The sequence below is a fragment of the Acinetobacter sp. YH12255 genome, from assembly GCF_013417355.1.
GTDB classification, from domain to species: Bacteria; Pseudomonadota; Gammaproteobacteria; order Pseudomonadales; family Moraxellaceae; genus Acinetobacter; species Acinetobacter pseudolwoffii.
Genome location: NZ_VPEC01000052.1, coordinates 1 through 13613, shown reverse-complemented (window position 1 = coordinate 13613; position 13613 = coordinate 1). Strand labels below are relative to the sequence as shown.

At 37.6% G+C, this 13613-nt stretch carries 11 protein-coding genes and 3 pseudogenes; 10 read left to right on the top strand and 4 right to left on the bottom strand.

Annotated elements, in window-relative coordinates:
• The 3 genes and pseudogenes from FTV30_RS14055 to FTV30_RS14045 form a co-directional block, all read left to right on the top strand.
• Positions 1–300 (top strand): transposase domain-containing protein (locus tag FTV30_RS14055; protein ID WP_031972092.1); only part of this gene is annotated, 300 nt, incomplete at its 5' end.
• 96 nt (positions 301–396) lie between these two features.
• Positions 397–2403, top strand: coding sequence for a triacylglycerol lipase (locus FTV30_RS14050; RefSeq protein WP_100355854.1), 2007 nt, complete (start codon positions 397–399; stop codon positions 2401–2403).
• Between the two features lie 252 nt (positions 2404–2655).
• Positions 2656–3006 (top strand): annotated as a pseudogene (locus FTV30_RS14045) (DNA mismatch repair protein MutS); the annotation flags it as partial.
• Between the two features lie 96 nt (positions 3007–3102).
• Here FTV30_RS14045 and FTV30_RS14040 read toward each other — a convergent pair.
• Both FTV30_RS14040 and FTV30_RS14035 read right to left on the bottom strand, forming a co-directional pair.
• Positions 3103–4209, bottom strand: a complete 1107-nt coding sequence (locus FTV30_RS14040) for an ImmA/IrrE family metallo-endopeptidase (RefSeq protein ID WP_002046586.1) — start codon at positions 4207–4209, stop codon at positions 3103–3105.
• Between the two features lie 12 nt (positions 4210–4221).
• Positions 4222–4932, bottom strand: coding sequence for a hypothetical protein (locus FTV30_RS14035; protein ID WP_001052588.1), 711 nt, complete (start codon positions 4930–4932; stop codon positions 4222–4224).
• Positions 4933–5790: 858 nt separating this feature from the next.
• Between FTV30_RS14035 and FTV30_RS14025 the strand changes: the two genes are divergently transcribed.
• From FTV30_RS14025 to FTV30_RS14010, 4 genes and pseudogenes are all read left to right on the top strand, one after another.
• Positions 5791–6504, top strand: coding sequence for a phosphoribosyltransferase (locus FTV30_RS14025; RefSeq protein ID WP_001986287.1), 714 nt, complete (start codon positions 5791–5793; stop codon positions 6502–6504).
• 393 nt (positions 6505–6897) lie between these two features.
• Positions 6898–8097, top strand: a complete 1200-nt coding sequence (locus FTV30_RS14020) for an integrase arm-type DNA-binding domain-containing protein (RefSeq protein ID WP_000059658.1) — start codon at positions 6898–6900, stop codon at positions 8095–8097.
• Between the two features lie 33 nt (positions 8098–8130).
• Positions 8131–8352, top strand: a complete 222-nt coding sequence (locus FTV30_RS14015; RefSeq protein ID WP_001986288.1) for a hypothetical protein — start codon at positions 8131–8133, stop codon at positions 8350–8352.
• A gap of 291 nt (positions 8353–8643) precedes the next feature.
• Positions 8644–9589, top strand: a pseudogene (locus FTV30_RS14010) (IS30 family transposase).
• 72 nt (positions 9590–9661) lie between these two features.
• Here the strand turns inward: FTV30_RS14010 and FTV30_RS14005 are convergent.
• Positions 9662–9913, bottom strand: a complete 252-nt coding sequence (locus FTV30_RS14005) for a hypothetical protein (protein WP_004658363.1) — start codon at positions 9911–9913, stop codon at positions 9662–9664.
• 194 nt (positions 9914–10107) lie between these two features.
• On the opposite strand from FTV30_RS14005, the gene FTV30_RS14000 reads away from it, so the two are divergent.
• The 3 genes and pseudogenes from FTV30_RS14000 (at position 10108) to FTV30_RS13990 (ending at position 12786) form a co-directional block, all read left to right on the top strand.
• Positions 10108–10329 carry a helix-turn-helix transcriptional regulator gene (locus tag FTV30_RS14000; RefSeq protein WP_004658364.1) on the top strand — a complete coding sequence of 74 codons (222 nt, stop codon included), beginning with the start codon at positions 10108–10110 and terminating at the stop codon, positions 10327–10329.
• Positions 10330–10580: 251 nt separating this feature from the next.
• Positions 10581–11234, top strand: a pseudogene (locus tag FTV30_RS13995) (IS5 family transposase).
• A 319-nt stretch (positions 11235–11553) separates the two neighbouring features.
• Complete coding sequence (locus FTV30_RS13990; protein WP_001255534.1) at positions 11554–12786, top strand: ATP-binding protein; 1233 nt, start codon at positions 11554–11556, stop codon at positions 12784–12786.
• A 272-nt stretch (positions 12787–13058) separates the two neighbouring features.
• Here FTV30_RS13990 and FTV30_RS13985 read toward each other — a convergent pair whose 3' ends face one another.
• Complete coding sequence (locus FTV30_RS13985) at positions 13059–13388, bottom strand: DUF4236 domain-containing protein (protein ID WP_010116447.1); 330 nt, start codon at positions 13386–13388, stop codon at positions 13059–13061.
• Positions 13389–13613 lie beyond the last annotated feature (225 nt).

Sequence of the window (13613 nt, the reverse complement as noted above, 5' to 3'; positions counted from 1 at the left end):
AGCCTAAAACGTTGGACTGCTTTAAGCCGCTATCTGGATGATGGCAATCTACCCATTGACAATAATTGGATAGAGAACCAAATGCGTCCCTGGGCCTTGGGGCGTAAGAACTGGCTATTTGCAGGTTCGCTGCGCAGTGGTCAACGAGCTGCCAATATCATGACTTTAATCCAGTCAGCAAAGCTGAATGGCTTGGATCCGTATGCCTATTTAAGTGATGTGCTGAAAAGGTTGCCAACACATAAAGTGCCCCAAATAGAAGAATTACTACCTCACCGCTGGAAACCTGAACCCCGTTAAAACTTGGCGATGGCGTTCAGCGGATGCTTACATAAATCCGAGAATTATCGTATGATTTAAAAAATTCAAAAGAATAAACGGTAGTCGACGCTTTTTATGCCTAAATACATCCGTAGCACCTTGATGATGACCACTCTCGTTTCGCTTTTGAGTGGTTGCCAAGTGGTCAGTGTGAAAAATCAATCACTGAACGTTACGATTACCAATGAGCGTGAGAGTATTTTAACGCGGGATAAGCTCAGTGAAGCGAGTCTAAACGTGCTGTCTATGACGGGTAGAGAAGCCAAAATCTGTTCAGAGCAACCTGAAGAATGTGTCAGCGAACTCAAACAGATTCCACAAATTCAGGATGAACAGCTCCTCTCTACTGCCAGCGAGCTGTATCTCGCTAAAGCACTTTCCTTAGAAAAATCATCTGCCTGTAAAGTCAGTATTTTAGCCAAGACACAGTCTGAAGAAAAACAGGCACTGCAAAAACAAAACTACCAAAGCTGCCTAGATCAACAACTCGGCATGCTGGATAAAAGCATTCGCTACAGTTATGCCTACATGTTTAACACCAAACGTGGCCCCCAAGACCGTATTTTTGATAACCGACAAGTCCAACTCCGTGACTTTTATAATCAAGCTATCGCTAAACTCGTGAATAGTTATGGCCTACGCCATGGGCCATCTGAAGTCGGTAATCAAATCAAAGTGGGGCAAAGTATTTACCGTATTAATTATGACAATTACCCACTTTTAAAAAACCGTCAAGTTGAACAACTGATGTCAACTTACAATATGAACTTTTCAGGCCTGCGCTCTATCACACGTCGCGATGGTTTTGGTTCAGAGTTTCTGATTGTCCTCCCACCTGAGCACAATGACACCTCACCTGAAAAAGCCAAATATATTGTCGATCCACTACATTATCAGTATACCAATGGTCGTAATCCAAACATTCACAATGCCCGTTATTTAGCAGCGACTATTACCGCACAGCCACGCTCTGCATCCAATATCGATGAGATCTTAAACAACCCTGAGTTTGAAATCTCAGCTTATGATCCCTATAAGTTTGAATCTGCGAAAATTGCAGGCAAAAGCTACCCACTCGCTGCAAACTTTTCTGCACCTTATGGCTTATGGTTAGCACAAAACAATTTAGGTAAAGCCGCGTATTTATCACTGATTGATCGTGATGCACGCCTCACTATGCCACACCTATACATGCTTGAGCCGTACAATCCAAATAAAAAAGTGGTGGTCCTCGTCCACGGTTTAGCCAGCAGTCCAGAGGCATGGATTCGTTTGACGAATGATGTCATGGGCGACCCCGTGCTACGTGAGCACTATCAAGTCTGGCAAGTGTTCTACTCGACCAATATGCCAATTTTAGAAAGTCGTTTCCAAATCTATGCAATCATTCAACAAAGTTTTAATTTGGTCGACAGCAAAGCGCCTGCCAAAAAGGATGCCGTGCTCGTGGGACATAGTATGGGCGGCATTATTGCACGGCTTTTGGTGAGCGATGCTGACTTAACCCCTGCAGCAATGAAACTGCTACCCAATCGACGTGCGCAACAATTTAAAAATGACCCTCTATTTAAATCACGCCTCGATATTCAACCGATTCCAAACTTTAGTCGGGCCATTTTCTTGGCAGCGCCACATCGTGGGACAGAGTTTGCTGACCGCTGGTTTACCCTTGCGGCACGTAAAGTCATTCGTCTACCAGGTGCGTTTTTGGGAGCACTGACCGATGTTATACAAAGTAGTGACCCTGACCTACAAGCCTTCATTAAAGATGTCGATAATGGACTCATTCAAAATGGGCCAAGTGATCTCAGCAAAAACTCTAATTTTACTCGGTTAACTAAAAATGTCGTTCCATACAAGGGCATGAAATTCCACAGCATCATGGGGAATGCGACCAAAAGTGATGACCTCAATATCATTACAGACGATGTCGTGCCTTATACGAGTGCCCATCTAGATGGTGCATTGTCTGAGAAGATTATTAAAGGTGGACATTCTATTCAAGAAACGCCTGAAGCTGTTCTTGAGTTACGTCGTATCCTACGGTTGCACCTGACTGAACTCGGTCTGTATAAGCCTTAAATCTTAAAAAGCCTAAACAGATGTTTAGGCTTTTTTATTTTTGCTTTACACCTAATGCCTACAGCAATAATCACTTGGCTGTTTAACAACTGTTCGCTTTATAGATGATTTATTGTTTAGTCGTTTTCAATTTTGCTAAGATATTGCCATTCAGACAATAGCTGTTCATAGCACATAAATACATACGGTAAGCGGCGTCGCTCGGTCTATTTTTATATTGTGCATTTTCAAAGATTTAAGGATTTCACCTACATGAGCAATTCGGGAATCATAACTGATTTGTCCACCCTCACTCCCATGATGCAACAGTACATGGGCGTCAAAATGCAACATCCGCACTCTTTGATGTTCTATCGTATGGGTGACTTCTACGAGCTATTTTTTGAAGATGCACACAAGGCCGCTAAACTTCTCGGAATTACCCTAACCCATCGTGGCAAAGCCAATGGTGAACCTATCCCTATGGCAGGCGTTCCTTACCATGCAGCTGAAGGCTACCTTGCTCGCTTGGTGAAAAAAGGCGAAACCGTCGTCATTTGCGAGCAAATTGGTGAGGTTACAGGTAAGGCCCCTGTTGAACGTGGCGTTGTCCGGATTATTACTGCAAAACTACGTTGGGCGTGAAGTCATAAAAAAATTAATCAGGATTTTGCATAAATAGTGCGCCGTAAGGCGCATTATTTTTAAGGAAGGTTTGTATTACTCGACAATATATAACTTATGTTTTTTCTTCGGGGGCTCAACTTTAACTAAAGCATCAAATGTTAATTGATTAAAATCTTCTTCAGAGATTCCAATTTCATCAAGCATTTTATTTTTATCAAAAGATGGTTGTGAGGCTAAAACAGAGATAATTTTGGGCAACATCAAACTCTCATCTCGATGAGTTTCTTCAGGTTCATTAATGTTGTAGCCCAACGAATTGATCTTTATAGAGTTACTACGATTAACCCAATCACTAACTAATCCCAGCTTGTGAGCTTTATAGTTAATAGCCTTCAGGGATGTTCGCCAAATCTTTTTATACTCAATCATATTTTCTAGTGAAAAATAGCGTGGAGCAGTAGAAAGAAATGCATCTGTTGGCATTAAAAATTCAGATGAAAATTGATCCGCTTCAGTTTCGAGAACACGATTATCTTTCTCGACACGAATTTTTTTGTTATGCGTATGCATAACGATATGACCAAGTTCGTGTGCACAATCGAAGCGGGCTCTTTCGGCAGACTTAAATGTATTTAGAAATATGAAAGGGCTACCACTTTCATCATCAAAAAAAGATAGTGCATCAATTTCTCGAATTTCAGTCGGTAATCTAAAGACACGGATTCCCTTTAGCTCACACAACGAAACAATGTTATTAATAGGTTGATTACCTAAAGCCCATAAACCTCTCAACTCTGACGCTAGGTGATCGGCATACTTAGATTCACCCAAAAACTCAGTAATATCTAAATCAGGACGGTGAAAAGTAGGTAACTTTACTTTCTGATTTAAGTACTTGTTAATATTTATTGCTAAAAGAGTATATGCCTCATTAGCTTTTCTATGCTGTGCTTTAATACGAGCAACCGATCTATAGAAGATTTGGTCTGTTTCATGTGGTTGTGTGTCATTACCTGCAAAGAATGACTTGGGTAAATTTAATACACGGCATATATCATCTTGATCATTTTCATTGATTTCTTTATCCACGTCTAAAAGTTGCTTTACCTTAGAGATAGAGCAACTCAATTTTTCTGCGAAATCGGTATTGCTAAGTCCTCGTAATTCTTTAGCAATACGTAAACGATCTTTATTAAACACATTAACCTCAGATTAAACTACAAGCTGAATATCAAAATCATCTGGTTTAATTTCATTAGATGGTTCCAATACTGGCTTAGGATCAGTTTTTACAGGAACTGTATTATCTATTTCAAATGCAATTCTGCAAGTATGGTCACTTGGTAAAATTGAAATTTTTTTCGCTTTTAAGTCCTGTACGAAGCTAGTTGGGTATGCAAATTCAAAAGGAATATTTGGGATATCAATGTCTTTATAGGCTGGATGTGATGCTGAAGGAAAGTATAAAATCCATGTTCTCAATTTTGTCTCATCATCATAAGCAGACTGATTCTCCTTAATATTATTTAATGTCATTAATCCTTTTTCACAGTGTGCTGATACAACTTGATCAGCTAACCCCAATGCAATATTCCCGCTCATAAAGATAATTTGTATTTTCTTTACTGTATTCTCAATTCTTGGCTGGCTGTCATTGTGGAATATCCAAGCAGGATCAGATTGTCGAAGCAGTAAAGCAATCTGTTCTCCAATTTTTCCCCATCGTGCAATAAAGCGTGCACGGTTATAGTGAGTATTTGTTCTATAGTCAGCATCACCGATCATAATTGCGTTTCTGACTAACTCGAGATCAGGTAATCCTAACTGTTTAGCTTTTTTGATAGCATTTTCACCTTTGAAAAAATCACATGGCGTGGGTTCAGAAGGTTGGATTGATTCTTCATCAAGGAGATTTAAATTCATCTTAAAAGTTATCCTAAAGTAGCGAATGTCTTTTTTATAACATCTTTTGATGTTTTAAAAAAGACATTTTTTATAAATGTGTGCTATCTTCACTTACAACTTGATAATAAGAATTTTGGAGAAGAGACGTTGAGTAACTTATTCATTAATCATAAAAATTGTCCTGAATGCGGTGGCCGTATCAAAGGCTATTATTACTACTGTGGGCAGTGTGGTAGTCAAAATGTTGTAAACTGGAAGCACACGGGGATATTTTTGTTGATTGCTGGAAAGGTTTTTCTGGTTGCTATGCTTTTTTTGCTAAAAAATTTTGTTCAAATCCATTTTTTTCACAAGTTTCATTGTGCTAATTTTTTAAATAATTCATAGAGGTTGATAGTAAAATGAAAGTTAAAGATTTAATTAAATAATTAGAAGAGTTTGATCTGGAATTAGATGTTTTAATTGCTAATGAAGAGAACAAAATCATTGGCATAAAAACCCTAGCCCGATTCTTTGAAATAAGCTATGTTTCTTTTGTTCATCCAGAGACACAAAGAAATGATATGGAAAGAAATGTTGAATTTACCTTTTTAGGAATGTCGACTAAAGACTCTAGAGTTATTGTTTTTATTGACGTTGTTCCATAATTTTCAAGTAGTCAAAATGAGTATACAATATTCATGTGATGCAAGAAGATACAACTGGATAGGATGGGCCCATAAGTATTTGAAGCTGCCTCGTGTATGATCATGGGGACTGTCCAAACAAACGGCTTTTGAGAGTGCTGCCTGATACGAAAAATAATATCCAAGAGATGCTAGCGGTAAATTTAGTGTAAAATTTAATGCTAGCCATCATTAAAACTTATTTAAAAATATGAAGTTATATCGCACAGATTGGAATATGTTTCCTAAAACGGTTATTGACCGTGGTCTTGGAGATGCAACCTCTCATTACATGTATGAAGCTGCTAAAGCAGGGGATGTTGAAAGTGCGTATATTTTAGCTAAAGATTTAGTTTCGGATGAGGCGATTGCTGAACTAGAAAGAATTATCGATGGTCGGGAAACTATTATAGTACCTGTACATGCTGAGGAAGCAGTCGGTCGTAATATGATTCCTTTAGCTACTTCAGCAGTTATAGCAAAGAAACTTGGGCTTGAAGTTGATACGAATATAGTTCAAGCTATAAAAGTATCAAGAACTGGCGGTGATGGGTGGCATAGATTAGCCAACCCACCAGCATTTGATGGGACAATAAACAATGATAAATGTGTTATTATTGTTGATGATACCCAGACCCAAGGTGGTACTTTTGCAGCATTAAAAGGTCATATTGAAACAACTGGGACGAATAAAGTTATTGGAGCATATGCACTGACGGGTAAACAATACTCATCACAATTAGCTCTAAGTAAAGAAACTCTTCAGCAATTGAGGGATGTATATGGTAATCTTGAAGCATGGTGGAAATCGATTTACGGGTACGATTTCGAAAGGCTCACAGAGTGGGAAGCAAAGTATATCCTCAACTCTCGTAAAACAGCTGACGAAGTCCGAGATAGAATCATTGCGTCAAAACAAACGTGATGCTTATGCACTTATGATGAAAATGAATTAATTATTATTTAATTAAGTTAAAAGACTGCTATATAGCGGTCTTTTTTGTTTTTGAGCTCTACAAATTTTAATGAGTACATATAGTTACTTTTATAAAAATGATAATAAAGGGTAGAGGAGGTCATCTAAGAATTTAAAGCACAAGACTTATTTAACATTGATGACAGAAAAAGTGAGTTGTTGGGAACTTAAAGAAGAGGTGGTACTTATAATGGTTACTAAAATACAAATACTTAAAATATTAAATATATAAAACAATATATTACAAATATATATGATGCGTAGTGTACGCATCATATATATTTTCTTCTATTTTGATATAATGGATCTCGTCAATCCGCTGATAGGTTTCATTTAAATTTCATGAGTCTTACTGAAATTAAAGTTCGCCAAGCTCATTGCAAGGAAAAAACTTGTTTTTTATCCGATGAAGATGGACTTAGCCTGAAGATTGAGCCGACTGGAAGAAAATCTTGGTGCTATCGCTATACAGATCCACAAACAAAAAAACGTCGCCGCATTCAGTTGGGGCTTTATCCTGATTTATCGCTGAAAAAGGCACGACAAGTCAAAGATGACTTTAAAGACAATAATTATTGTTTTGAGCATGATACTGTCTCTAATGTCATCACCTTTCGTAAGGTAGGGGAGGAGTGGCTGCAGTTCAAACTGAAAAATGCATTTAATGATTCACCCCGCTGCGGTGTACTACAGTTAGCAGAAAGATGTTTACAGCAAGATATTTATCCAGACCTTCAGGATTTACCTTTTCAAAACATCAAGCGTTATGACCTGGTTTCAGTAATCAAAAAAATAGAGGGACGCCAAGTAAAAGAACCTGTCAAGAAAGCTTGTAGTTATTTGAACCAAATTTATGACTACGCTGTAGCGATGGGTTATTGTGAATTCAACATCGCGCATGGTTTAAATAAAATCGCCATTAACAGTAAAATCAAGAAGAATTATCCGTATTTGAAAGCGGAGGATATATCAGATTTTAAGAAAAATTTATTAAAATTGGATGCCCATCCGATTATTAAAAAAGCACTGCTGTTCAAATTACATACTGGCGTGCGAGGGGCTGAATTGTTATTGGCTGAGCCTCATCATTTTGATTTAAATGAAAAAATCTGGAAAATACCTGCCTTGCATATTAAACAGTTTCGACGAAAAGTCATATTAGGCCATGAGATTCCCGACTTCTTAGTTCCACTTTCAGATCAGGCTTTAGATATTTTAAAAGACGTCATGCAATGGTCATACGGTGAAAAGTACATTTTTGCTAGCCCACGGAAACATAATCAACCGATTCATTTTAATACATTAAATATGGCTATACGTAAGATGGGCTATGGAAAACATCAATTATCCTCTCATGGACTACGTTCCACTTTTAGTACCATTTTGAATGACTCAGGTTTGTTCCAGGATAACTGGATTGAGGCACAACTTTCACATATTGATAAGAACCGTACCCGTGCCAGCTATAATCACGCTGACTATTTAGCCCAGCGGACTGAAATGATGCAGTGGTGGGGTGATTATTTAAGTACTGCTAAGTGAAAATCGTACTTTTATACATAGACTTAAAACATTATGGGGTTTCAAATGGATAGTAAACAATATACTTGCCGTGTTACATGGTCAGCAGAATATAATGAGTATGTTGGGTTGTGTGCTGAGTTTCCATCATTGTCTTGGCTTGATGCGGATCAGTCTAAAGCATTCTCAGGAATAGAGGAGCTCGTTGCTGATGTTGTCGCTGATATGATTAGCAATAATGAAAAAGTTCCTACACCACTCTCCGGGAAAATATAGTAGGCAGTTTGTTGTCCTTGTTCTCAGTGGTTCAACAAAAACTAGCCCTCGAAGCCGCAGAACGTGGCGTGGACATAAATTGTTTAGTATCAGTAAAAAGAGCGATGTAATTTTAGTACGAGTGAGTGATAGAGCAGGAACCTATGCTTCATATATTCAGTAAATGGTATGTTTTTGAATTAATAGGTATCGCGGATTCAAATCCCAAGTGCGACACATTTGTAGTTAGTTGAAAAAGTTAGGTGTATTAGAATCATTAGACTTTTTCAACTCGCAATTGGAAAGCACACAATGAAGCAATACACCCAACTTTCTCAAGAAGAAAGATACGAAATTTATGCTGCCCTTGAAAAGTAAATCTTCAATCTCTACTCTTTCCAGATCAACCCTCTATCGTGAGATCAAAAGGAATACAGGGGAACGCGGCTATCGGGCTAAACAGGCTGATCGGTTTTCAAGTCAACGACGATACCGTTCTTCATCTCAGATGACAGACTTCGCCATATTTTACATCCGTTATCTGATTGCTCTGGATTGGTCGCCTGAACAGATTTCCGGGGCATTGAAACAACGCGGCTGGCTAGATGTCCCATCACATGAGTGGATCTATCAGTACATCTATCAGGATAAATCTAAGGGTGGAGAACTGCATCAACATTTAAGACACCAGAAAACCTATCGCAAGCGGGGTTATAAAAACACAGACCGTAGAGGCCAACTGGTTGATAGAACAAGCATTCACTGTCGCGACGAGATCATAGACAAGCGTCAACGTCTTGGTGATTTTGAAGGTGATACCGTGATAGGCAAGAATCATAAGGGGGCATTATTAACCCTGGTTGATCGCAAGAGTCTGTATCTACATATCGCTCATTTGGGGAAAACTAGAACCTCAGCTAAAACGATCACGTGTGCTTTAGAGTGTTTGCGCCACAGTCATGCATATAGTGTGACCTTTGATAATGGCAAGGAATTCTCAGAGCATTGGCGGATAAAGGAAGCAGGTATAGAAACTTACTTTGCAGATCCGTACAAGTCGATTCAACGTGCCAGAAATGAAAATAGCAATGGTCTGATCAGGCAATATCTGCCAAAATCCTCATCGTTTGATGATGTTTCAAAAGAACGGATAGAACAGATAGAATCTGCTCTAAATAATCGCCCCAGAAAGACACTGGGATGGTATACGCCCAGTGATGTTATGGCTGGTTTTTATACTGTTGCACTTGCCGCTTGAATCCGCCTATTTTTAAATAAAGCTTTCTTTGATTTAGTGCTTTTTATTTAATAAATTAATTTTAAAAACAACTTAGGCTAATTGATAAACACTATCTGGAAAGATTAAAAGAAAATATTTTTTAATTTCTGCTAATTCATTTAAGGCAGGTTCCCTTTCAAGCAGTTGAAATGTCCAAATAAGTACAGCCTGATGATTATCATAGCAAGTATTTACTCCAAGAAAATTAGCCATTCCATAACTTCTATTGATGTTCATTTCTTTAATTAATTGATTTCCTAAGTCACGAGCTTGCTGGCTGATCAATAACTCATTTGGTAACACGGCGGTCATCTCCACAAAATAATCTAATGCAGGTTCAATCCTTATATTTAAAAAGTTATAATTTAGTTGAAATGGATAAAATATACTTTCTATAAGTTGTAATAACCTGCTGTAGGTTAATTTTAGCAAAGTATTACTCAGTCAACAACTTCAAATAACCCACAGCAAGTTATTTTTTGTAAATTAATTTAAATATGATTACTTGTAAGTTATCTAGCCTCATGGGCGATAGAAAAATTTTAAAATTAAGTGAAGTGGTGCATGCAACAGGTATCAATCGCAACACGCTCACAAGTATGTATTATGACCGTGCTGTACGTATTGAATTACCAGTCGCCGATAAGTTGTGTAAGTACTTTAACTGTACGATGAATGATTTGTTTGAGTTTAAGGAAGAAGTTGAAGAAAAAGATTAACTTAATACTTCGTTTGATAAGTTTTTCGAAGAAAAAGACTAGCCAATACTTAGTTTGATAAGTTTTTCTCTGCAGATCTAATATTGAATTTTATAAAATATCATTACAAACAGATACTAATTTCATTACTTCTAAAATGAAATCAATCGAATGGTAGAGTTTTTTTGCTATTTGCATTTTAAGGTGGGATTTTGAGGCCTTGTTGCGCAAACCTACCGATAAGGTCTTATACAGCAATAGCCTACACCTAAATTTATCGTACACCGAATTGGTCATCCTACAATCATGCTTTGATCAATCATGGTAATTTTACAATTTGGTTTGATACTAAGATTCAATGATATTCGCAGTCACAAGGAAAACATGGTCGAAATCAAACTTATTCTGACATAGCCATTCAGTGCTATCTCATGATTAAATCCTTATTTCGTCTTTCTGTATGCATGGTGACTGGCTTTGTCCAAAGCTTGATTAAACTTTGCGGATTAGATTGGACAGCTCTGGATTATTCAACCATTCGCAGAAGACAAAAGCATATTGATATTCAAATTAGCTATGAAAAGAGTTGCAATGGACTGCATCTACTCGTTGATTCCACGGATTTGAAGTTCTTAGGTGAAGGTGAATGGAAACGTAAAAAGCATTAGCCGAAATATCGTCGCCAATGGCGTAAACTTCATATTGGTATAGATACTAAAACCCTGCTAGGCAGGACACTATGGAAAAAATGGTCAGGCTATCATCGGCGAAGTTTGGTTGAAACTAAGATGCATTGCATCAAATTATTAGGAGATAAACTCAGTGCAAGTAGTTTTGATAGCCAAGTCAATGAGATCCATGCACGTGTGGCAGTCCTTAACAGATTTACGGAATTAGGTCGACCACTTACCCAAGTTACGCCTTAAATTTGGCTCAATTAGGGGCGCTTTGCATTTCAAATCTTTGTGCAACAAAGCCGTTCCACTCTAGTTAACATCTTAGTTCCATTTACTTTTCACTTAATTTATATAGCAGTTAACTCGTAGCATCAATGAAATAACATAACATGGAAAATAATCAAAAAGACAGAATTTGGATTTTGATCAGATCTGCTGTTTACATGCTTCTACAGCAGCTTTGAATGTTTCACTTAACCTTTAAACTTTTTTTAAAATTAAATATATTTACATATACATTCTAAAATTTGATAGAATTTATTAAAACTTTAGATTCTAAGTGTAAATAATGAGAAGCGCTAATATTCGACGTGATGGCTACTTAAAATTTCTGAATACATGGCAAGACCGTGATGTCATTAAAGTACTTTCAGGTGTGCGTCGCTCTGGAAAATCCACCTTATTGGCGATGTTTCAACAAGACCTAAAAGCACAGGGTGTACAAGCCGAAAACATCATTGCCATCAACTTCGAATTTATGGAATTTGAAGAACTCACCGATTACCGTAAACTACATGATTATGTATTGTCCAAAGTTGATAAAAGTAAAAAAAACTATGTTTTTTTAGATGAAATACAACATGTTACAAATTTTGAGAAAGTAGTCGACTCTTTATATGTTCGGGATTATATCGATTTATATATTACAGGCTCAAATGCATTCTTTCTAAGTGGAGAACTTGCGACTTTACTTACAGGACGCTATATCGAGCAACATGTTCTACCTCTGTCATTCCAAGAATTTAAACAGTGGCATATTGAAAATAATCCGATCATCCAACAATTATCCAATCGTGATTTGTATGCCATGTATACGCGCAGTAGTTTCCCTTATACGCTTGCCATGACTAGCCAGCAGGAAACTTATGATTACTTGCAAGCGGTCTATGCCAGTGTAATGTTTAAAGATGTTATTCCCCGTTTGAATACTGCCGATATTAACTCTCTCGAGCGTGTCGCAAGATATTTGGCAAGCGTGACAGGCTCACCTATTTCCATCAATAAAATTAAAAATACCTTTGTTTCAAGTGGGGTTAAAATTTCATTTGAAACAGTAAAACGCTATATTCAGGGCTTACAGGACAGTTTGTTATTTTATAGTGCCGCACAATTTAAAGTACGCGGGCGTGAGTTATTACAATCCTCTGAAAAATACTATTTAGTTGATGTCGGATTGCGCCGGATTATGTTGCCTGATGCTAATGCTGATCAAGGTCATATCTTAGAAAATGTGATTTATCTTGAGCTTGTCAGACGAGGTTATACGGTCTATGTAGGGCGGGTTGATGAATATGAAATTGATTTTGTTGCTGTCGATACTTTACAGAATTTAACTTATTATCAGGTGGCATTAGAAACGCTCAATGAGGAGACACTCAGCCGAGAGTTACGTCCATTACAGAAAATTTCTGATTCGTATCCCAAGTATTTGCTTACCTTAGACACGATAGGGACTGAAGCGAATTATAATGGTATTGTAAAAATGAGTGCTCTCGATTGGTTGCTATCTGAAAATAAGTAAAGTTGAGGGTAGACATGGATACTCTTATTTATTAATTAAAACTCAAAGACTTTTCAGCATCATTCAAGAATGTATTCAAGCATAATTTCTGCTCCAATTGTAATGGATCGATTTACCTCGATTCGATTGAGTCAGACTATCATGATTGAGCCAGAGTCGCTTACTGAAAGTAGCGAGAATTGCGCTGGAGTTTCTGAAGGATCTTAATATCCTTAGTTTGCCCACTCACCCATGTGGGCATTTTTTTTGATCAAAATACAATGTTGTTTTTGCTAAAAAATGACGGCACCCACAATAAAACACAATATTCCAAAAATAATCCAAGGCCATATCTTTGCCTTCGGTTGTTCTAAATTCTGAGGATTATATTCCGTGTGTTCTAGCGATGTCGGTTGTGGAACACGGGTCTTTTTAGAGTAAGGCTGGTGTTTAGAGTAAGACAGTCCCGTACCTGGAATACCAACACTGGTTCGAGTCCCTTTTTTACCAATATTTAGAGAAGCACCAGGTTTGCCAATGCTGGCACTGCTGATGCCTTTATGGGTCAGATTAATTTTAAAACCCGGGAATAATTTAATACTTTTACGAAATCTAAAACCCATATTGCTCTCATTCTAAAACTTAGCTCAATTCACGCGCTATACTAGGATCCATGATCTGCTAGAGATCGTACTTTGACGGCTATCATCAGGATACTAGTATAGAGACCTTTGCACGAAACAGCCCCTTTGCTCGAGGCATACCACCAAACCGAAAAAAAACAAAGAATGGCAATGAAATAAGCAAAACAATGGCTAAATCATGGATAAAATCTCCAAATGGTTGTT

Coding starts and splice junctions, on each gene's coding strand:
- FTV30_RS14050 (WP_100355854.1), top strand. CDS start 397: ATGCCTAAATACATCCGTAGCACCTTGATGATGACCACTCTCGTTTCG.
- FTV30_RS14035 (WP_001052588.1), bottom strand. CDS start 4,932: ATGAATTTAAATCTCCTTGATGAAGAATCAATCCAACCTTCTGAACCC.
- FTV30_RS14015 (WP_001986288.1), top strand. CDS start 8,131: ATGGGGTTTCAAATGGATAGTAAACAATATACTTGCCGTGTTACATGG.
- FTV30_RS14020 (WP_000059658.1), top strand. CDS start 6,898: ATGAGTCTTACTGAAATTAAAGTTCGCCAAGCTCATTGCAAGGAAAAA.
- FTV30_RS14000 (WP_004658364.1), top strand. CDS start 10,108: ATGATTACTTGTAAGTTATCTAGCCTCATGGGCGATAGAAAAATTTTA.
- FTV30_RS14025 (WP_001986287.1), top strand. CDS start 5,791: ATGAAGTTATATCGCACAGATTGGAATATGTTTCCTAAAACGGTTATT.
- FTV30_RS13990 (WP_001255534.1), top strand. CDS start 11,554: ATGAGAAGCGCTAATATTCGACGTGATGGCTACTTAAAATTTCTGAAT.
- FTV30_RS13985 (WP_010116447.1), bottom strand. CDS start 13,388: ATGGGTTTTAGATTTCGTAAAAGTATTAAATTATTCCCGGGTTTTAAA.